Below are 20,282 nucleotides of genomic sequence, written 5' to 3'. Positions count from 1 at the left end.
TGGGTGGATGAGGTCACCGTTGCTTCGTGCCCTTCAGCGCACCGGCCATCACGTCGTAGATGGCGGTCTGGTCGATACGTCCGTCGAGCAGTTCCGAACCCGGGCCCTGGCTGAAGATCGGCACGTTGGCGCCCGTGTGGTTACCCGACACGTAGGTCATCCACAGCGAAGCCTCGGGGTCGCCGTCGGACACGTTCTTCGGGTCATCCGCGGTGCGGAAGGTCGCCGGTGCGAAGTTGCCCGGGTTCTTCGCACCAGCCCCGGTGCCGTTGATGATGCCGGTGGAGCGCCGGGGATCCAGCGTATTGGCGCCGCTCTCCCGGCGAGGAGTGGAGTTGTTGGCCGTGTTGGAGGAATCGACGTTGCCCGGTGGGTTCGCGGCTTCGGCGTTGGTGAAGCTGTCCTTACCGATGATGTTGAAACCCGCACACTCGTGGTCGGCGCTGACGATGACCAGCGTGCCCCTGCCCGCCGGGGAATTGGCGAAGTCCTGAGCGGTCTTGACGGCGCGGTCGAAGTACTCCATCTCGGTCAGCGTCTGGCCGGCGTCGTTGGCATGGGATCGCTTGTCGACCAGGGCGCTCTCCACCTGCAGGAAGAAGCCGCGCTTGTCGCCGCGGCCCTCCCCCTTGCCGTATTCGGGTGCCGAGAGCAGTTGGATGGCCTTGGAGGTCATGTCCGGCAGCGTGGGTTCCTTCGCCTCGACGCTGGCCGGGGCCAGCGCCTTGGACTTCTCCACCGTCAGATTGCCGCGGTTGAACAACCCCACGACCTTCTTCGTGCCCGCGGGGATCGACTGCAGATCGGTCCGGTCGGGCACCCGCTGGGTGCTGGCCGTCTGCGCCCCCTGGTCGACAGGCAGCGACCGGTCACCGAAGTTGCCGAGCACGGCGTAACCCTGTTTCTGGAAGGCAGCCTGGTCGTCCGGCTCGAAGCGACGCATGCCGCCGCCGAAGATGACGTCCGCCGTACCGTTGCGCGCTACCTGGTGGGCGATGTTCGCCTCGCCCGGCTGGCAACCGGAGGTCGTCGGACCCTGGCACTGGCGATTTGCCGCGTGGGCCATGGGGGCGGCCGGGGTGGCGTCGGTGATCTCGGCGGTGGAGACGTTGCCGGTACGCAGCCCCGCCTGCTTGGCCTGCTCCATGATCGTCACGAGGTCCTTGCCGTAAGCGTCCTTGCCGATCGCCCCGTTGTAGGTCTTCACACCACTCGACCACGCGGTCGCCGTGGCGGCGGAATCCGGCACCGTCACGGGCTTGTTGCTGTTCTTGTCCACCGAGTAGGTAGACACGGAACCATAGTTGGGCATTCGCTCCATGTTCAGCTTGCCGTTCGATCCGGCGAGGCGCTGCCGCGCCGCGTCCACGTGGGTGGTACCCATGCCATCGGCGATGAGCAGGATCACGTTCTTGGCCCGGGCCCGTTCATCGCCGGGCCCGGCGGCGCTCCCCAAGGCGCTCGTGCCGGACAGGACCATAGGGACAGCCACCGCGGCCACCGCTGCAACACGCACTGCTCGACGCATGTCCATACTCCTCGTTCGGTACCTGCACGGCGTGTCCGCACATCGCACACCGTTCAGTGAATCCTCAGTGGGTGGACAGAAGTCGGCCTCACGGTGACGGGGTGGTGAACACCTGAGAAGGAGCTGTGAGTCCTCACCGTCGACGCGCGCCCGCGCTCGGATGCTCATGTCAATACCTCGGTTCCAGCTACTGGCCAGTAGTATTCATTTGCATCAAGGTGTTCAGGGGGAACACTTCCGGGGGGACGAAGATGAAGACGGCAGGCGAGATAGAGCGCAGGTTCCACCGGTGGCTGGACGGGCGGACGCCGCCGACCGACGCCACCGTGCGGGCCGAGGCGTTCTCCTACCGCCCGGCCGACTGGCAGCGCTGGTGGCCGGCCGAACTGGAGCGCCCCGAGTCGGTCACGACGTCGGACCCCCTGCGGACGATCAGGCGCAGCGACCTGTACCAGGGCGCGGAGGGCCTGCGGTCGCCCGCCGAGGCGATCGAGCTGTATGTGCGCATGGCCGGCTGGGGGTGCGAGACCCGCCGCTACCCCACGTGGCGCGCGGTCCGCGCGCTGTCTGCCGCGGGGGTGGGCGAGCGGCTGCTCGCGTCCCACCGACTGGTGCGCGCGGGCAGGACGGCGGAGGCCTTCACCCGGATGCGACGCGGTGGTGAGCACTACGTCAAGGGTTTCGGGGCAGCGGTCTTCACCCGCTGGCTCTACTTCAGCGCCTACGACGCCTGGAACGCGTCCTGGGGACCCGCCCCGCTGATCCTGGACCAGCGCGTGGCCGCGGCGATCGGATACCGGCGCTGGGCGTGGTCCGCCGACGAGTACCTCTACTACCTGGACTTCTGCGAGAAGCTGCAGGCCCGATGGTGCCCGGACGAGCCGACCCACGTCGTCGAGTACGGGCTGTACCGAGCCGGCCGGCTTCAGGCGGCCTCCTGAGTACTGCCGGCCCGCCTACCTCACGGTTGTCTCCGGCCCGCGAGGACCGCGCCCGCGATCACCAGCAGACCGCCGGTGGGATAACCCACCAGCAGGTCCTCCAGTCCGCTGGGCCCGGGCGGGGGCTGCAGGTGAGCGATCCAGTGGACGATGATGACAAGGCCACCGAGCGCCATGATCACCTGGCCCACGCGCACGAGGATGCGGTGTCGACGCCAGCGCGCCTGCGGATCGTCGGGGCGTTGGACGTCGGCCTTCCGGCTCATCCGTCCACTCCGCCCGTGCAAGCGGCACCGGGTTCGGGCGTCTGCGGGCCCTGCATGTACTTCTGGATGAACACGGGCAACCGGGGATCGGCGGCGCTGTCGACGCTGAGCTGGACACCCCACGCGGTCGCCTTGACCGCAGCGGCCTGATCGGCGTTGGGGCTGACCAACAGGTAACCCTTTCCGGACGCCAGGTCCGTGAGCCGGCGCACCTGGTCGGCCGCGAGGTCGGGCCGATAGGTGATCCAGGCGGCACCGTGCTCGAGGGAGTGCACGGCCTGCGGGGTATTGACGGGGCTGGTGTAGACCTTGCAATTCGTCCAGACGGGTGCGTGGTCACCACCGACCCCCGGATTCTGCGGGTACGTCGCGTCCTGCACGTGGTTACGGCTCAAGTTGGAATAGGTCTTGACGCCCTGGATGTCGGCGGCGGCGGCCTGCTGGGTCTGCTGCTGCCGGGCCACGGCACCGCCGATCACCACGGCGACGCCGGCGCCGGCCGCCGCCACGACCAGGGCGATCACTACCCAGAAGGCGATCCGGCGACGCCGGTTGCGGGCACGGTCGCGGGCGATGACGGCGGCCGCTTTCGCCCTGCGCGCGGCCGCACGGTCCTGAGTGCTGTTCATGCTGTCTCCTGGGGGGATCGGACGGGCTCAGGAACGCTGCTGCGTCGCCTGCGGACCAGGACGAGGAACAGGACGAGGCCGACGACGAAGAGGACGCCGGATGTCCAGGTGTTCACCCGCAGGCCCAGGAACGTGTTGGCGAAGTCGGTGCGCATCAGTTCGACGACGAAGCGACCCGCGGTGTACAGGCAGATGTAGAGCGCGAACACCGATCCGGCGCCCAGGCGGAACCGGCGGTCGGCCCACAGCAGAACCGCGGCGGCGGCGAGGCTCCACAGGCTCTCGTACAGGAAGGTCGGTTGGAAGAAGCCCAGCACCACCGGCTTGCCGTCGGGACCGGTCACGGCATTGAGCGTGGCGGGGTCCATCTGGTGGATCTGCAGTTTCCAGGGCCGTGTGCTCGGCGCACCGTACAGTTCGTTGTTGAACCAGTTCCCCCACCGCCCGATCGCCTGGGCGATCAGCAGGGGTGGGGCGGCGGCGTCGGCGAAGGCCGTGAACGGCACACCTGCGCGGCGGCAGCCGATCCAGGCGCCGACGGCGCCGAGCGCCACGGCCCCCCAGATCCCGAGTCCCCCCTCCCAGATCCGCAGCGCTCCCCACGGGTCCTTGCCGGGAGCGAAGTAGAGTTCCGGGTCCGTGATGACGTGATACAGCCGGCCGCCGACGATGCCGAACGGCACGGCCCACACGGCGATGTCCCACACCTGGTCCCCGTTGCCGCCACGGGCCCGCAGCCGGCGGGCGGTGAGCCACAGCCCGATGACGATCCCGGCGAGGATGCACAGGGCGTAGAACCGTACCGTGAGGGGTCCCAGCTGGAACCCGGAGATGGTCGGTGACGGGATGAAGAATCCTGACGGGTTCACGAGGTCGACGCCTTCACGTAGGAGATGACGCCCATCATGCCCTTCTCGGCATGGTAGGCGTTGTGGCAGTGGAACAGCCATTGGCCGGGGTTGTCTGCGTCGAAGATGACACTCATGGTCTCCTTGGGCCGGACGATGACGGTGTCCTTCCGGGCTCCTGACGTCCCGACCTGGAAGGTGTGTCCGTGGACGTGCATGGGATGCCACATCGTGGTCTCGTTGACGAAGTCCACCTGCACCCGCTGACCGGGGCTGATCTCGAAGGCGCCGGCGAACGGGTCGCTGGCGGAGAACTGCCTGCCGGCGATGCCCCAGTCGTAGGCCATCATCGAGCCGGTGAGCGGGATCCGGTGCACGACGTCGGGCTTCTTCTGGGCCAGCCGCACGGACGGGTCCGCCTTCAGCCGCGACCCGTCCGTCACTTTCCCGGTGAGTGTACTCGGTTGAGCTGCGGCGACGGGGGGCTTGCCGGTGCCGGTGCTGATCTGACCCATGGCGAGGCCCTTCTTGCCCTCCGGCAGGGCGAGCACGGGCGTGAACCCGTCGCGGACGGTGATCAGCGCATCGACCCGTTCCCCCATGCCGACGACGACGGCGTCGGCCTCCTCGCGCACGACGGGGAACCCGTCGGTGTGGGTCAGGGTGAGCTTCTGACCCGGGATCCCGACCCGGTAGGCGGTGTCCCCGGCGGCGTTGACGATCCTCAGGCGCACCGTCGAGCCCGGTGTGGCGGTCAGGCTGTCCGGCTTGTCCGACGTGCGCCCGTTGAACAGGTGCATCGGGTAACGCACGTCGCCGGCATCCCCACCGAGGTAGTCACTGGTGGCTCCCATCAGCATGAAGGCACCGGGGTCGGGGGTCGACGACGCCGTCGCCGACGGTGAGGCCGATCCCATCCCGCCCATGGATCCCATGTTGCCCATCGAACCCGTGCTTCCGGAACCCATATTGCCCATGCCGGCGGAGACGGCCGCGTACGCCTGTTCCGGGGTACCGGTGATCCCGTCGAGCCAGTCGTCCAGGACGATGACCCATTCCCGGTCCGCTTTCACCGGGTCCTTCGGGTCCTCGATGATCAAGGCGCCGTACAGCGCACGGTCGCGTTGCAGCTCGACGTGCGAGTGGTAGAAGTAGGTCCCGGGGTGGGGGGTCTTGAACCGGTAGTCGAACGCCGAGCCGGCCGGCACCGGGTCCTGGGTGAGTTTCGGAACGCCGTCCATGTCGTTGCGTAGCGCCACCCCGTGCCAGTGGACGGTGGTCGGATCCGGCAGACCGTTGTCGACGCGCACCGCGAGCGCGTCACCGGTGCGTGCGCGCAGGGTCGGCCCGACGAGCGAACCGTTGTAGGACCAGGTGGCCGCACGTCGGCCGGCCAGATCGGCGATGAACGGCCCCGCCGCCAGGGAGGCCGAGACGGTGGCGCCGCTGGCAGGTCGAGCGTCCTCCGCGGCCTGCACGAGCGGGTCGGACGGCATGATCCGGGTCCGGCCCGACGGGCTCGGGGAGCCGCTGGACGGGTTGCTGCAGGCGGCCAGAAGAGCGGCGGAGGCGGTCGCGAGGGAGAGGCCGAGGAATCGGCGGCGGGTCACGGGAGGGATAGCGGGCTCCTTGTGCCGGTTGTCGGACATCATTTCGCTGCCACCTTCCCGGTGTACGCGGTGAACGTGCGGCCGCCGTCCGTCGAGACCTGGACGCCGGACGCCGTGACGACCCAGATGCGCAGCTTCCCGCCCGATTCGGTGGCGGTCATGGCCTGCACCTGACCGGAGATCTTGCCGGCGGCGGTCCAGGTGAGACCCGCGTCGGTGCTGATGTGGACGTTGCCGTCCGGGGTGATCCCGGCCGCGGTCCGCGGACCGGCCAGAGCGGCGAATTGGACCACAGGGGAACCATCGACCGGCTTCCAGGTCCGCCCAGAATCGACGGAGCGCTGCACGCCGGTCGGTGTGGTGGCCAGGACGATGGCCGTGTCCGGCCGACCCGCCAGCGCGAACGCCTGCACCTGATCCGTCGCGTCGGTCCAGGACGTCAGGTCGGCGGTGGTGCGGAGGCTGCCGTCGAATCCGACGGCGCCACCGCGGGTGAGCGTGAGCGCGTGGAAGTCGGACTTACCGGCCAGGGAGAGGGGCGTCCACGTCTTTCCGCCGTCGGTGGACCGGGCGAAACCGAGGGGCTCGGGCAGTGAAGAACCGGCGCCGGGGTGTCCGGAGGCGTAGAAAGTGGCACCGTCACCGGCGAAACCCATGTAGTCGTTCGGCTCGCCCACGCGGGTGGGCGTGTTCGACGAGTAGTCGTGCAGGCCGTCGTGGGTGGCCACCATGACCTGCGTACCGTCGGGCGATGCGTAGATCCCGTGGGCGTGCGCCCAGGCGGGGGAGTTGCTCGTGGATGAGTCGCCGGCGGTCGAGGACCGGTCCGAACCCTGGGCGGAGGCCCCGGCGCAGCCGGTCAGGGCCAGCGCGGCGGCCGCGATCACCGCTGCGGGGACGAGACGTGCGGACGCCCGGGCGCGACGACGGCGGGGAAGTTGGGGAGAGGGCATGGTTCTCTTTCGATCAGTTCGATCTCGGGCCGTCGCCCGAGGGAGGGCAGGGATGAGGACGGCGCGCGACCACGCACGCCGGGGCGAAATCCCTACGTTCGACTGATGGAAAGGGCGATGAGGTCGGGCGACCTGTCCAGCGATGCGGAAGAGGCGGCCCACTCCCGACCGCCCCCGTCCCCGGCGCGGCGCCGTCGAAAGCGGTGCCCACCGGCAGTGCAACGGCGCTCGGGGCGAGGACCGTGCCGGTGACGCAGTCCACCCACATGGATCCCGGCCCGATCGGGTCGGGCTGACAGGGCATCGTCGTGGAGGAATAGGGCGAGCCGCCCGCGGTCTTCCCGCTCTCGCCGGCCTGGGGATGGGACACGGTGGTGGACGCACCGGCCTCCGCAACGGGCGCGGCGCTCGCGCCCACACCGACGGACGGCCCGGTCATCGCGTGCGCGGACGTGGGTCCGTGCATTCCCAGCAGCCCGACGAGCACGGCAAGGACGGCGACGAGACGTGTCACGAAATGCAACGCAGCCTTCCCTCGCATCCGGTTCGGGGCTCGCTCGGCCGCCGGAGACCCGTGACCGCTGTACTCATCCCCAAGCTTCGCACAGACTCCGACCCCTGAGGCGGAGCGGCCTCCACCATATACCCCTCCCCCGTATCGCACCAAACCACCCTGCCGTGGCGCGGACCTGCCCGTCTGGCAGGATGAGAAAGCCGCCGGCCGTCGCGAGGACGGGCGCGCGAGGTCTCGCAGAAGTTGGGGAGCATCACATGGGCGCGGTCACCATCGAGCACCTGCTCGACCACATCACGTTCGACTCGACGTCCGAGGCGGAGAAGGGTGCCCGGTTCGAGCGGTTGATCCAGGCGTACCTGGCCACGGCATCGGACTACCAGGGCCGGTTCGGGGCCGTATGGCTGTGGAACGAATGGCCGGGGCGCCAGGGCTCGGACGAGGGCATCGACCTGGTCGCCGAGGATCTGGTCAACGGGGGCCTGTGCGCGGTGCAGTGCAAGTTCTACGACCCGGCCCACACCCTGCAGAAGTCCGACATCGACTCGTTCTTCACCGCCTCCGGCAAGGAGGGCTTCACGTCCCGACTGATCGTCTCAACGTCGCAGCGGTGGTCGTCCAAGGCCGAGGCGGCGCTGCAGAGCCAGCAGGTGACCACGCAGCGGATCGGGCTGGCGGACCTGCTGCAGTCCAACATCGACTGGAGCCGGTACGACCCGGCGAGACCCGCCGAGTTGACCCTCGAGAACCGCAAGCGGCTGCACCCCCACCAGGTGGAGGCCGTGGACCAGGTCTTCGCCGGGTTCGCCGGCCACCCGCGGGGCAAGCTGATCATGGCCTGCGGCACCGGCAAGACGTTCACGTCGCTGCGGATCGCCGAGCGCGTGGCCACGGAGAACAAGGCGGCCCGGACCGCCGTCCTGTTCCTGGTCCCGTCCATCGCGCTGCTCAACCAGTCCCTGCGGGAGTGGAAGCGGGAGGCCGAGATCCCGTTCCGGGCGTTCGCCGTCTGCTCGGACACCAAGGTGGGCAAGCGCCGGGACGACGAGGACATCGCCACCCACGACCTCGCCCACCCCGCCACCACGGACGCCGGCAGGCTCGTGCAGCAGTGGCAGCACGTGAGCGAGAACGACGCGTTCACCGTCGTCTTCTCCACCTACCAGTCCGCCGACGTCGTCGCCCGCGCCGCCGCCGACCTGGGCCTCACCTTCGACCTGGTCGTGTGCGACGAGGCGCACCGGACCACCGGGGTGACCCTGGCCGGGGACGACGAGTCCGCGTTCGTCAAGGTGCACGGCGACGCGTTCCTGCCCGCCGCCCGCCGGCTCTACATGACGGCGACGCCGCGGATCTACGGGCCGGACGCGAAGAAGAAGGCGGAGGAGGGCGCCGTCACGATCGCCGACATGGGCGACGAGGCCTTGTTCGGCCCCGAGTTCCACCGGCTCGGCTTCGGGGAGGCGGTCAAGCGGGACCTGCTCTCGGACTACAAGGTCGTGGTCCTGACCGTCGACGAGCGCTACATCGCCCGCAACCTGCAGTCCGCCCTCTCCGCCGACGGGGAGCTGAACCTCGACGACGCCGCCCGCATCGTCGGGTGCTGGAACGGGTTGGCCAAACGGTTCGACGACGGCGCAGGCCCCGGCGCAGGGGCCGGCGGGAGGGACGAGGGCGGAGCGGGCGCCTCTCCCGTGCCGATGAGACGCGCGGTCGCCTTCGCCGCCAACATCAACGCCTCGAAGAAGCTGGCCCGGACCTTCGGCACCGTGGCCAGCGACCACGTCGAGTCCCTGACGCGGATCACCGAGGACGACACCGACGACGACGTCGCTCGGCTGCGGGTCGAGGTGGACCACGTCGACGGCACCATGAACGCCCTGGTCCGCGGCGACAAGCTGGCCTGGCTGCAGGAGGGACCCGCGGGGCAGAACGAGTGCCGGGTGCTCTCCAATGCCCGCTGCCTCTCCGAGGGTGTGGACGTGCCGGCCCTGGACGCCGTGATGTTCCTCTCCGCCCGCAAGAGCCAGGTGGACGTCGTCCAGTCCGTGGGCCGGGTGATGCGCAAGGCCGAGGGCAAGGACTACGGGTACATCATCCTGCCGGTGGTGGTGCCGGCCGGCTCGGACCCGGTCACGGCGCTGAACACCAGCAAGAACTTCGACGTCGTGTGGGAGGTGCTGCGGGCGCTGCGCGCGCACGACGAACGCTTCCAGGCCACCATCAATCACCTCGAGTTGAACAAGAACAAGCCGGGCCAGCTGATCACCGCGCACGTGGGCGGTGACGACGACGGCGGCCGCGGCGCGTCGTCGTCGCGCGGTGGCGACGGGCAGACGGTGATCGACCTGACCCAGCTCGGCGACTGGCAGAACGCCCTGTACGCGAAGATCGTGCAGAAGGTGGGGCAACGGCGGTACTGGGACACGTGGGCCGGGGACATCGCCCGGATCGCCGGCCACCACATCGAACGCATCCGCGGGATCCTGGCCGACCCGGCGTCGAACGCGGCGAGCGAGTTCGACGCGTTCCTGGCCGGGCTGCGCGGGAACCTGAACGAGGGCATCACCGCCGAACAGGCCGTCGAGATGCTCGCCCAGCACCTGATCACCAAGCCCGTGTTCGAGGCGCTGTTCGACTCGGACGAGTTCACCACGCACAACCCGGTGGCCCGGACCATGGAGGGCATGCTCGCCGTCCTGGACGAGCACCGGCTGGCCAGCGAGACGGAGACCCTGGAACGGTTCTACGAGTCGGTGCGGGACCGGGTGCGCGGCATCGACAACGCGGCCGGCCGGCAGCGGGTGATCGTGGAGCTGTACGACAAGTTCTTCGCGAAGGCGTTCAAGAAGACCGTCGACAAGCTCGGCATCGTCTACACGCCGGTGGAGATCGTCGACTTCATCCTGCACTCGGCGGACTGGGCGCTGCGGGAGCACTTCGGCCGTGGCCTGACCGACGAGGGCGTGCACGTCCTGGACGGGTTCACCGGCACCGGCACCTTCCTCACCCGGCTGCTCCAGTCCGGGCTGATCAGCCCGCACGACCTGGCCCGCAAGTACGCGACCGAGCTGCACGCCAACGAGATCCTGTTGCTCGCCTACTACATCGCGGCCGTGAACATCGAGACGGTGTATCAGGAGGCCGCCGCCGAACAGCTCGGTGACGCCGGCTACCGGCCGTTCGAGGGGCTCGTGCTCGCGGACACCTTCCAGATGTACGAGGACGGCGATCAGGACGACCTCGGCGTGTTCGTGGAGAACAACGAACGGGTGGTGCGGCAGCGGTCACTGCCCATCACCGTGGTGGTCGGCAACCCGCCGTACTCCTCCGGGCAGGACTCCGCGAACGACGACAACGCCAACGAGAAGTACGAGCACCTGGACGCGGCGATCCGGGACACCTACGCGGCGCGATCGACGGCCACCAACAAGAACTCGCTGTACGACTCGTACATCCGGGCCGTCAAATGGGCCTCGATCCGGATCCGTGATCGTGGCGTGGTCGCGTTCGTGACCAACGGGGGCTGGCTCGATTCCAACACCGCCGACGGGATGCGCACGTCGCTGGCGGAGGAGTTCAGCGCCATCCACGTGTTCAACCTGCGGGGGAACGGACGAATTGCCGGTGAGGCTGGCAGTCGCGAAGGGCGACCCGTGTTCGAGTTCGGAGGTTGGCGAGCAGACGGCAGTGAGATCAGGAACAGCACCGGCGGTTCCCGCGCCACCATCGCGATCTTCCTGCTGGTCAAGGACCCGGCGGCGAGCGGACCGGCGACCGTGCACTACACCGAGGTCGCCGACTACCTCACCGCCCGGCAGAAGCTGGACCAGGTGTCCGAGGCGGTCTCGTTCGCCGGTCTCGAGGCCGCCACCATCACCCCGAACGAGCACGGCGACTGGCTCAAGCAGCGCAGCGACGACTTCGGCTCGTTCCTGCCGCTGGGGAACAAGGACGCCGGACGTGCGCTGTTCTCCGTCTTCAGCGCGGGGCTTCAATCCAACCGTGACGCATGGGTGTACAACTTCAGCCACGAGGAGCTGGCCGATGACGTCACCCGGCACATCGACCAGTACAACGCGGAGGTGCGGCGATGGCGTGCAGAAGGCCAGCGCGGAGACGATCGGCTCACGCAGGGCTGGGTGAACACTGATCCGACGCGACTCAGCTGGAGTCGCAGTCTGCGCGGCTCTCTGCGTCGGGGAACCCAGGGAGTCTTCCGACCGGAAGCGATCGTCCCATCGGTCTATCGCCCCTACACCAAGCACCGGCTGTACTTCGATCGGTTGCTCAACCACGAGCGTTCTCAGCTGCCGCACCTGTTCCCCACGGCGGCGCACCCGAACGTCGGGTTCTACGCGCTGAATCCCGGTGCGGAGAAGCCCTTCTCCGTATTGATGGTCGATCAGGTGCCGGATCTGGCTCTCTACGGTTCGAACGCGGGCCAGTTCTTCGCCCGCTGGCATTACGAGAAGGCCGATGTCGGGGACGGCACCCTCTTCGCCGCCCACGATGAGGACGCCGTCGTCGTCGACGGTTACCGCCGGATCGACAACATCACCGACGCGGGGCTCGCCCACTTCCGGGACGCCTACGGGGAGAGCATCACCAAGGACGACGGCTTCTTCTACACGTACGGGCTGCTGCACGCGCCCGACTACCGGCAGGCGTACGCGGCGGACCTGAAGAAGATGCTGCCGCGGATCCCGCTCGTGGACGACCCGTGGCCGTTCATCGACGCCGGTCGCCGGCTCAGCGATCTGCACGTGGGCTACGAACAGGTGCAGCCGTACCCGCTCGGCGGCCTCGACGGCCAGCCCGGACCCGGCGTGGACCCGTACGACTTCTACCGAGTGCAGAAGATGACCTTCGCCCGGCCGACGCCGGAGCAGAAGGCGGCCGGCGAGAAGAAGGACCGCTCCGCCGTCGTCGTCAATCCGCACCTCACCCTGACCGGCATCCCCGAGGAGGTGCACCGGTACCTGCTGGGCGCGCGCACGGCGGTCGAGTGGATCCTGGAGCGATACCAGGTCAAGACGGACAAGGCGTCGGGCATCGTCAACGACCCGAACGACTGGTCCCGCGAGGTGGGCGACCCGCGCTACATCGTCGACCTGTTGGCCCGGGTCGTGACGGTCAGCGTGGAGACCGTGCGGATCGTCGAGAGCCTGCCACCGCTGGCGGTCCTGGCCGCCGGGACCGTGGCGAACGAGCCGGCGGGAATCGCATGACGGACGCGCCGTTCCGCTTCGGTATGAATGTCGCCGGTTCATCGAGAACGGCACCGACGTTGAACGCTTGGACGCGGCCCCGCTGGCAACGAAAGGCCGGCGTGACACGCTCGTGCTGACCACCTCGTTGTTCAGGGACGGGCACGGCGCAGATGTGGCCGGCCTCTGAGGCTCAGCGCGCTCAGTGGGCGATCAGGTCATTGACATAGCGATTCAGGGACACTCCGGCTTCCTGCGCCTCGATCACGAGCTGCCGGTGACGCTCCGGTGGCACGCGAACCTTGAGGTTGCCGCTGAATCGTCGTTCGGAAAAGGGCAGCGGCACCTCTTCACCGCGAGCGCACAGGTCGGCGACAACATCACGCAGGAGTCGGTCCAGCCCTTCGAGTGCTGCGATGCGATCGGGGGCGAGCCACGACAGCGAAGGGAACTCGGCAACGGTGGCGACGAACTCCTCGTCCTCCGGGGACCACGTGACCGCATAGCGGTAGTGAGCCACGATGGACAGGTCACACGGGTTCACTGTTCTGCTCCTTGAGACGATCGATGGCGGCGATGACCTGCCGTACCTGGTAGGGCTTGGCCATCCCGTTCTTGTCCTGAATGTTCACTCGAGGGTCACCCTGCCAAGGAGTGGCAAAGATAACGTGACTGCCACTTGTCTGTCGCGGTTCGCCGAAGTATGTCCGACACAGGCTCTCCAACTCCTTGAAGCGGACGGCCGATGGCGAAGCACGAGCCTTGGTTTCGACGTGGTCCGCCTTCATCGAGCCTCCTCCTATGGAACCACTACTGGAACCATACTTCAACTTGGGTCGCTCCTCACGCAGTCCGGACGAATCGGCGACGACGGGTCCACCACCGCACGTGACCGTGGCCGCGGCCCTACGCTGGTCCCATGATCTTCATCTGCGTCAAGTTCCCCGTGAAGCCCGAGCACGCCGACCAGTGGCCCGACATCAGCCGCTCGTTCACCGAGGCCACCCGCGCCGAGCCCGGCAACAAATGGTTCGACTGGTCCCGCAGCGTCGAGGACCCGAACGAGTATGTCCTGATCGAGGCGTTCGACGACGACGCGGCCGAGGCCCACGTCACCTCCCCGCACTTCCAGGCGATGCAGACCGAGTTCCCGCCCTACCTCGCGGCCACACCGAAGATCGTCTCCCGGCAGGTCGACGGTGACGGCTGGGAGGAGATGGGCGAACTGCGGGTCGGCTGAACCAGAGCGATCCGGTGGCAGCGACGGAACGAGGCATCGAGGTGCAGCGGACCGTCCTGGTGAAAGATGGCTTGTAGACCGCCTCACTCTGCCACCTGCGCGTTCTGCCACCTGCCGGCAGGGGCGGTAGTGCTGTCCCACAACGATTCGTGGAGGGTTCCATGTCTGAGACCGCAGCGTCCGAGTTCGATCTGGCCATCATCGGTTCCGGCGGTGGCGCGTTCGCCGCCGCGATCCGAGCGACCAACCTGGGCCAGCGGGTGGTCATGATCGAGCGGGGCACCGTCGGGGGCACGTGTGTGAACACCGGATGCGTACCGTCCAAGGCGCTGCTGGCCGCTGCCGACGCCCGTCATGTGGCCCTGGACGCGTCCGGCCGGTTCCCCGGGCTCAGGACCTCCGCCGATCCGGTGGACATGCCCGGGCTGGTGACGGGTAAGGACGCCCTGGTGGAGGGGATGCGCTCGGAGAAGTACGTGGACCTGATCGAGGACTACGGGTGGGACCTGCGCCAAGGTGACGCAACGTTCACCGGCAACGCCCAGGATCCGATGCTGGAGATCACCGACAGCGGCGGGGTGGTGGAGACGGTGCGGGCTCGCCACTACCTGGTGGCCACGGGCTCACGCCCGTGGATCCCGGCGATTCCCGGTGTGGAGGAGGTCGACTACCTCACTTCCACGACGGCGATGGAACTGCAGGAGGTTCCCGAGTCGATGATCGTGCTCGGCGGCGGCTACGTGGCCGTGGAACAAGCCCAGCTCTTCGCTCGGCTGGGTTCGAAGGTGACGATGCTGGTCCGTTCCCGGCTGTTGTCCGGTGAGGAGCCTGAGGTTTCGAGAACCCTCATCGGTGTGTTCGCCGACGAGGGTATGCAGGTGGTGCGCCATGCCACCGTCGAGTCCGTGGCCACCGACCGGGCCACCGGTGGCGTCGTGGTGACTGCCACCACCCGAGCCGGTCGCCAGGAGTACACCGCGAACCGGCTGCTGGTCGCCACCGGGCGCCGGGCCGTCACCGAGGGCCTGGGCCTGGCAACGGTCGGAGTCGCCACCGGCGACCGCGGAGAGATCATCGTGGAGGACACGCTGGCGACCTCCCATCCCCGGATCTGGGCGGCCGGCGACGTCACCGGGCACCCCGAATTCGTCTACGTGGCTTCGGCCCACGGGATCACCGCGGTGGAGAACGCCTTCAACGACGCCGGGCAGCGGGTCGACTACGCCCACCTCCCCCGCGTCACCTTCAGCTCCCCGGCCGTGGGCGCGGTCGGCATGACCGACAAGCAGGCCAGGGCGGCCGGGATCCGCTGCGAGTGCCGGGTGCTGCCCCTTGAACACGTCCCGCGCGCATTGGTGAATCGCGACACCCGGGGTTTCGTCAAGATCGTCGCCGACGCCGACACCGGGCGGATCGTCGGGATCACCGCGGTGGCCAAGGAGGCCGGGGACCTGGCCGCTGCCGGTGTCTACGTTCTGTCCGCGGGAATGACCGTGGATCAGGTGGCCACCCTGTGGTGCCCGTACCTGACGATGGCTGAGGGCCTGAAGATCGCCGCCCAGTCCTTCCGCACCGATGTGTCCAGGCTGTCCTGCTGCGCCGCCTGACGGCAACGGGGCAGGCGGCTGCTGCCTCTGACACCTCATGTCCATGTCCCGACAGGGGCTGGAACGGCACGACGAATGCGACGAGTAGGACGGAAAGACCCACCGAACCGTAGGAGAACATCGTGAGCGAACATTTCGACGTTGCCGTGTTGGGCATGGGCCCCGGTGGTGAGATCGCGGCCAGCCGCCTCATCACGGCGGGGAAAAGAGTCGCGGTCTTCGAACGCGAGCTGATCGGTGGAGAGTGTGCCTACTGGGCGTGCATTCCCTCCAAGACGGTGCTGCGCCCGGGCGAGGCCCGTACCGAGGTCCACCGGGCCGCCGGGGTGTCCGCGGCCGAACTGGACTGGGCATCCACCCGCGCGTACCGGGACTACATGATCCGCGGTCTCGACGACTCCGCCCAGGTCGACGGCTACACCGACCAGGGTGCCACCGTGATCAAGGACGAGGCGCGCCTCACCGGCCCGGGACGGATCCAGGCCCGGGACCGGCAGATCACCGCCGAGCACATCATCATCGCGACCGGCTCTGAAGCGGTGATCCCCCCGATCGAAGGGATCGAGAAGATCACCGCCTGGACCAACCGGGAGACCTACACCACCCGGGACCTGCCTCGGCGCGCCGTCGTCGTCGGCGGCAGCGCCGTCGGGCTGGAGACCGCCACGTTCCTCGCCCGCTTCGGCGTGCAGGTCACCCTTGTCCACCGTGGAAACCGCCTGCTCGGTCGTGAGGACCCGCGGGTGGGCGAGCTCGTCCATGAGTACCTGGCCGATATCGGGGTCGACATCCGCATGAACGCCTCGGCGGCCAAGGCTCACCGAAGCGGTGAGGACAGCGTCATCACCCTTGAGGATGGCACCGAGGTCCTCGCCGATGTGGTGATCTTCGGCACCGGCCGTAGACCTCGCACCAAGGGCTTGGGCTTCGAAGACGCGGGGGCACGACTGGGCGAGCACGGCGAAGTGCTCATTGACGAGCACGCCCGCGCCGGGCAGAACCTGTGGGCGATCGGCGACGTCACCGGCGTGATGCCCTTCACGCACGTGGCGAAGTACCAGGGGCGGATCGCCGCCGACGCGATCCTTGGCCAGGCCCACCCCGCCACCTATGCCGGAATTCCGCGGGTGGTCTTCTCCGAACCGGAGGTCGCCGCCTCCGGGCTCACACGGCAGCAGGCCGTGCAGCGCGGGATCCGTACCACGGGCACCGAACTGGACCTGGCCGACGCCATCGCCCGGCCCTGGACCTACGAGCAGAACCCACGCGGCCACCTGGGCCTGCTCGCCGACGCCGAGAAGAAGGTGCTGATCGGGGCGTGGGCGATCGGCCCGCAGGCCGGTGAGTGGATCCACCAAGCCTCCCTGGCCATCCGTACCCAACTGCCGCTGGAGATCCTCTTGGACCAGGTGGCCCAGTTCCCCACCTACCACGAGGCCTACCAGGCCGCGCTCGAGCAGCTCGGGGCCTGACCGCCCTGTCCCGAGGCCGTCTGTCGGCTCAGCGGCGTCCGGCCGCGAGCGAGGCGATCGCCGTCGCTCCCGCGACCGTGGCCACCGACGGCCACGCGCCGAGCTTCTTCGCCAACGGGTGGGAGCCGCCGAAGGCGGCCAGGTAGATTCCGGTCAGCGCCGCGGCGCGCCCGACGCCGACGTTCTGCTTCCAGCCGGCGAAGGCGGCCGCACCCGCCGCGGCGAGGGCGACGCCGCCGAGGGCGCGCACCCCGGTCAGCCGGGCGACGGCGTACCCGCCGAACAGTCCGGTGGTGGTCATGGCGGTGGGAACCAGCACGTTCACGGGTCGTCTCCTCGGGTCGGGGTGTCGTGTACCTGCAGCAGCGTACGAGAGCAATCTGGGCGGTTCCCGCGCGGCGAGGAGCGCCTCGTGCTCGCAGGACGACTCACGCGCGGCCACGCTACTCGCAGGCGATGCCGTCACCGTCACGGTCCAGCCGGGGCGCGTAGCCGGGCTGTCCACGCAGGAGCGGCGCCACACCCGCCGCCCGCGCGGCGGTGCAGTTCTTGTAGTACGCGGCCGCCGCTGGAGCAGGAGCAGCTGGGGCGGGAGCAGCGGGCGCGGGAGCAGCCGGAGCGGGAGCAGCGGGCGCGGCCGGCGCCGGTGCAGGTGCCGCGGGAACGGGTTGTGCCGGGGCGGGTGCCGGCGCGGCGGGAGCCGGCGTCGCCGGTGGCCTGTCCGCAGGGATGGGAGCGGGGACCACTCCGCCGGTGGTTCCGCACGCGTCCAGGACGCGGGTCATCGCGGCCTTCTCCGCGCCGGTGACCCACAGGCGGTAGGTCGCCTTGACGCTGATCTGCCGGCTGACGTAGGTGCAGCGGTAGGCGGTGTTCGGTGGCAGCCAGGTGGCCGCGTCGCCGGCCCCCTTGCGCTGGTTGGTGGGGCCGTCGGTGGCCTGCAGGTTCACCGGATCGTTGGCGAAGGCGGCGCGCTGCTGGGCGGAGAGCTGTTGGGCGCCCTTCTGCCAGGCGTCGGCGAGTGCCACCAGGTGATCGATCTGCACCTTCTCGCTGGTGCCCTGTCCGCGCACGAACGGGATGGTGGTGCCGGTGTACGGGTCGGCGAGCGTTCCCGAGGCCACCCGGCACTGCCCGCTGTTGGCGAAAACCACCGCGGTCAGCTGGGCACGGAGCATGTCGTTGCGGGTGTCGCACCCGTTGCGGTCCACGTCCAGCCACGCCTGCCCGAACTGGTCGCGGCTGTAGCCGGTCAGCGGAGCGCGGCCCTTCACCTGCAGGGCGGCCAGCTGTGCCCGGGCGGTGGCGACGCCGACCGCGGATGCACCGCCGACCGTGCCGGTTGCGGGCGCAGTCTTCACCGGCGTCGAAGCCGGAGCGCCCTTCGGTGCGCTGCCGGACGCGGTGGCCGCGTCCGTCTGGGCGGGTGACGGCGTGGGCGTGGTGGTCGGCGTGGCCGACGGGCTGGGACTCGCCGAGACGGTCGACGTCGTCGGGGTGGTGCCGAAGCCGGCGCCGGGCGCGATCGAGGCGGTGGACGGCGCGGCGCAGTTCGTCAGCGTCAGGAGCAAGCCCAGTGCCGCGGCGGCACCCCAACCCGCCCGACGTCGTCGGCTTGCGTTCGTCGCCCGCCGCGCGCCGCACGCTGCCGCCGAATCGTCCTGGTTACGGGCAGGTGGCTGCCAGACATCGTTCATGAGACCCCCCAAGGCCGTCCGAGACACTCCGATATTACGGTGTAAGAACGCCCGAAGCGGTCGGAAGCGGGCGGAGGAGACTCACCACGCTGACGCTCCCCGCTGCGCTGCCTGCGCTTTGCGGAAGTTACTGACCGGCCTTGAGAAAAGGCATCGCAGGAAATTGAGGCCTCCTCGATCCCGCATCACGACGGCGTGGCATGATCGTGACATGGTTCGCACACGCCTGAGCACCACCGTGGATGCCGCCCTTCTCGACCGGGCACGATCGGCTCGTCCCGGGTTGACGGACGCGACCCTGGTTGACGAGGCCTTGGCCGCGCTGCTCGCCCGTCATCGATCCGCCGTGATCGACGCGAGCTATGCCGCATACGACGAGCACCCGCTCGACGAGCCCGACGACTGGGGAGACCTGGCCGCCTTTCGAGAGGCAGCGTCGGCCTCGTGAGTGTTCTGCCGGTCCGCGGGGAGGTCTGGTGGTTCTCGAACCCGGCGAGGATCCCGTTCCTCGACGGTCTGCGGTCAATCTCGACTCGGTCGAGAGCGTTTCGGTGGCTGTGCTCGTGGAGCGTCTGGGCCGGTTGGCAGATCGGCGAATGCGAGAGATCTGCGAGGCACTGGCCGTAGCGGTCGACTGCTCGGGCTGAGCCCGCGAGACTGAACCGGTGACGACCCGACTCGACCACCTCGACACTCCCATCACGCTCATCGACCGGGACGTGCTGGTGCGGAACGTCGACCGGATGGCCGACGCCGTCCGGTCGACGGGCCTCGCTCTGCGCCCTCACGTCAAGACCCACAAGTTGCCCCAGATCGCGGCACTGCAGTTGGCGGCCGGGGCCGTCGGCCTCACGGTGGCCACCATCGGCGAGGCCGAGGTGTTCGTGGAGCACGGCGCGCCGGACGTCTTCATCGCTTACCCGCTGTGGGTCGGGCCCAGAGCGGCCGCACGATTGATGCGACTGGCCGCCCTCGCCCGGGTCAGCGTGGGCACCGACTCCGTCGAGGCCGCGCAGAACCTCGCCACGCGACTCGGGCCCGCGGTCGACGACGTCGACGTCCTCGTCGAGGTGGACAGTGGCCACCACCGCAGCGGGGTCGCGCCGGCAGAGGCCGTTGCCGTCGCCGACGCCGCGCAGGCCGGCGGCCTGCACGTGACCGGCGTCTTCACCTTCCCCGGACACAGCTACGGCCCGGGCATGCCGAGCACCGCGGTGGCGGACGAACAGCGGGCACTGGGCGAGGCCGCCGACGCGCTCACCGGCGCCGGCTTCGACGTCGAACGCATCAGCGGCGGATCGACGCCCACCGCTCTGCTGACCGACGCGTCGGTGGCCACGGAGGTGCGGCCGGGCGTCTACGTGTTCGGTGACGCCCAGCAGCTCGAGCTGGAGCGCTGCCGGCCCGAGGACATCGCCCTGACCGTCATCGGGACCGTCGTCAGTCGGCACGACGGTGACGACGGGACGCCGCGGCGGGTCGTGCTCGACACCGGCAGCAAGGTCCTGGGTGCGGACCGGCCGCCGTGGACCACCGGCTTCGGCCGAGTTGCGGGCGAGCTGGAGGCGCGGATCACCGCCCTGTCCGAGCACCACGCCACCGTCGTCTGGCCCGATGACCGTGATCTGCCCGTCCTCGGCTCCCGTCTGCACGTCATCCCCAACCACGTGTGCGTGGCGGTCAATCTCGTGGACGAGGTGACGGTCGTCAGCGATGGGGCCGTCGTCGACCGTTGGCGCGTTACCGCCCGCGGTCGCAACAGTTAGG

General features: G+C 69.2%; 17 protein-coding genes. 7 read left to right on the top strand and 10 right to left on the bottom strand.

Annotation, left to right across the window (positions count from 1 at the left end; genetic code table 11):
• Positions 1-13: 13 nt before the first annotated feature.
• Positions 14-1,528, bottom strand: a complete 1,515-nt coding sequence (locus BKD30_RS07320; protein ID WP_076703670.1) for an alkaline phosphatase — start codon at positions 1,526-1,528, stop codon at positions 14-16.
• Between the two features lie 251 nt (positions 1,529-1,779).
• Here BKD30_RS07320 and BKD30_RS07315 point away from each other — a divergent pair, with 251 nt between their 5' ends.
• Complete coding sequence (locus BKD30_RS07315; RefSeq protein ID WP_076703589.1) at positions 1,780-2,469, top strand: 8-oxoguanine DNA glycosylase OGG fold protein; 690 nt, start codon at positions 1,780-1,782, stop codon at positions 2,467-2,469.
• A gap of 20 nt (positions 2,470-2,489) precedes the next feature.
• On the opposite strand, the gene BKD30_RS07310 is transcribed toward BKD30_RS07315, so the two are convergent.
• From BKD30_RS07310 to BKD30_RS07290, 5 genes are read right to left on the bottom strand one after another with little or no spacing between them, the layout of a single operon-like run.
• Entirely contained in the window at positions 2,490-2,735 is a 246-nt protein-coding gene (locus tag BKD30_RS07310) for a hypothetical protein (RefSeq protein ID WP_076703587.1), read from the bottom strand.
• Complete coding sequence (locus tag BKD30_RS07305) at positions 2,732-3,364, bottom strand: DUF3105 domain-containing protein (protein WP_076703585.1); 633 nt, start codon at positions 3,362-3,364, stop codon at positions 2,732-2,734. The genes BKD30_RS07310 and BKD30_RS07305 overlap by 4 nt, the downstream gene beginning before the upstream one ends.
• Positions 3,361-4,233: a prolipoprotein diacylglyceryl transferase gene (lgt, locus tag BKD30_RS07300; protein WP_076703583.1), complete on the bottom strand. Its 873-nt coding sequence runs from the start codon at positions 4,231-4,233 to the stop codon at positions 3,361-3,363. Before lgt ends, BKD30_RS07305 begins: the two co-directional genes overlap by 4 nt.
• Positions 4,230-5,864 (bottom strand): multicopper oxidase family protein, encoded by a 1,635-nt coding sequence (locus BKD30_RS07295; RefSeq protein ID WP_235861553.1) that lies wholly within the window; start codon positions 5,862-5,864, stop codon positions 4,230-4,232. Before BKD30_RS07295 ends, lgt begins: the two co-directional genes overlap by 4 nt.
• The gene (locus BKD30_RS07290) at positions 5,861-6,775 is read right to left on the bottom strand and encodes a F510_1955 family glycosylhydrolase (RefSeq protein ID WP_076703579.1); all 915 of its coding nucleotides are present in this window, start codon (positions 6,773-6,775) and stop codon (positions 5,861-5,863) included. Before BKD30_RS07290 ends, BKD30_RS07295 begins: the two co-directional genes overlap by 4 nt.
• Positions 6,776-7,546: 771 nt before the next feature.
• Here BKD30_RS07290 and BKD30_RS07285 point away from each other — a divergent pair.
• Positions 7,547-12,520: a DEAD/DEAH box helicase gene (locus BKD30_RS07285; protein WP_076703577.1), complete on the top strand. Its 4,974-nt coding sequence runs from the start codon at positions 7,547-7,549 to the stop codon at positions 12,518-12,520.
• Between the two features lie 181 nt (positions 12,521-12,701).
• On the opposite strand, the gene BKD30_RS07280 is transcribed toward BKD30_RS07285, so the two are convergent.
• Both BKD30_RS07280 and BKD30_RS07275 read right to left on the bottom strand, forming a co-directional pair.
• A complete protein-coding gene (locus BKD30_RS07280) occupies positions 12,702-13,019 on the bottom strand; it encodes a type II toxin-antitoxin system HicB family antitoxin (protein WP_235861552.1) in 318 nt (105 codons plus the stop codon).
• A 10-nt stretch (positions 13,020-13,029) separates the two neighbouring features.
• The gene (locus BKD30_RS07275; RefSeq protein ID WP_076703575.1) at positions 13,030-13,287 is read right to left on the bottom strand and encodes a toxin HicA; all 258 of its coding nucleotides are present in this window, start codon (positions 13,285-13,287) and stop codon (positions 13,030-13,032) included.
• A 131-nt stretch (positions 13,288-13,418) separates the two neighbouring features.
• On the opposite strand from BKD30_RS07275, the gene BKD30_RS07270 reads away from it, so the two are divergent.
• The 3 genes from BKD30_RS07270 (at position 13,419) to BKD30_RS07260 (ending at position 16,818) form a co-directional block, all read left to right on the top strand.
• Positions 13,419-13,739: a putative quinol monooxygenase gene (locus tag BKD30_RS07270; RefSeq protein WP_076703574.1), complete on the top strand. Its 321-nt coding sequence runs from the start codon at positions 13,419-13,421 to the stop codon at positions 13,737-13,739.
• 161 nt (positions 13,740-13,900) lie between these two features.
• Positions 13,901-15,346, top strand: coding sequence for a mercury(II) reductase (gene merA / locus BKD30_RS07265; RefSeq protein WP_076703666.1), 1,446 nt, complete (start codon positions 13,901-13,903; stop codon positions 15,344-15,346).
• A gap of 122 nt (positions 15,347-15,468) precedes the next feature.
• Positions 15,469-16,818, top strand: coding sequence for a dihydrolipoyl dehydrogenase family protein (locus BKD30_RS07260; RefSeq protein ID WP_076703572.1), 1,350 nt, complete (start codon positions 15,469-15,471; stop codon positions 16,816-16,818).
• 28 nt (positions 16,819-16,846) lie between these two features.
• Here BKD30_RS07260 and BKD30_RS07255 read toward each other — a convergent pair whose 3' ends face one another.
• Positions 16,847-17,119: a hypothetical protein gene (locus BKD30_RS07255; protein WP_076703664.1), complete on the bottom strand. Its 273-nt coding sequence runs from the start codon at positions 17,117-17,119 to the stop codon at positions 16,847-16,849.
• 142 nt (positions 17,120-17,261) lie between these two features.
• Positions 17,262-18,389, bottom strand: a complete 1,128-nt coding sequence (locus tag BKD30_RS07250) for a GmrSD restriction endonuclease domain-containing protein (protein ID WP_235861550.1) — start codon at positions 18,387-18,389, stop codon at positions 17,262-17,264.
• Between the two features lie 337 nt (positions 18,390-18,726).
• Between BKD30_RS07250 and BKD30_RS07245 the strand changes: the two genes are divergently transcribed.
• Positions 18,727-18,963 (top strand): DUF2191 domain-containing protein, encoded by a 237-nt coding sequence (locus BKD30_RS07245; protein ID WP_076703570.1) that lies wholly within the window; start codon positions 18,727-18,729, stop codon positions 18,961-18,963.
• 217 nt (positions 18,964-19,180) lie between these two features.
• Positions 19,181-20,281, top strand: a complete 1,101-nt coding sequence (locus tag BKD30_RS07235) for an alanine racemase (RefSeq protein WP_076703568.1) — start codon at positions 19,181-19,183, stop codon at positions 20,279-20,281.
• Position 20,282: the final 1 nt, after the last annotated feature.

Source organism: Tersicoccus phoenicis, assembly GCF_001968835.1.
Taxonomy (GTDB): Bacteria; Actinomycetota; Actinomycetes; order Actinomycetales; family Micrococcaceae; genus Tersicoccus; species Tersicoccus phoenicis.
The sequence above is the reverse complement of the archived record's forward strand: the minus strand, read 5'-3'. Positions and strand labels throughout refer to the sequence as shown.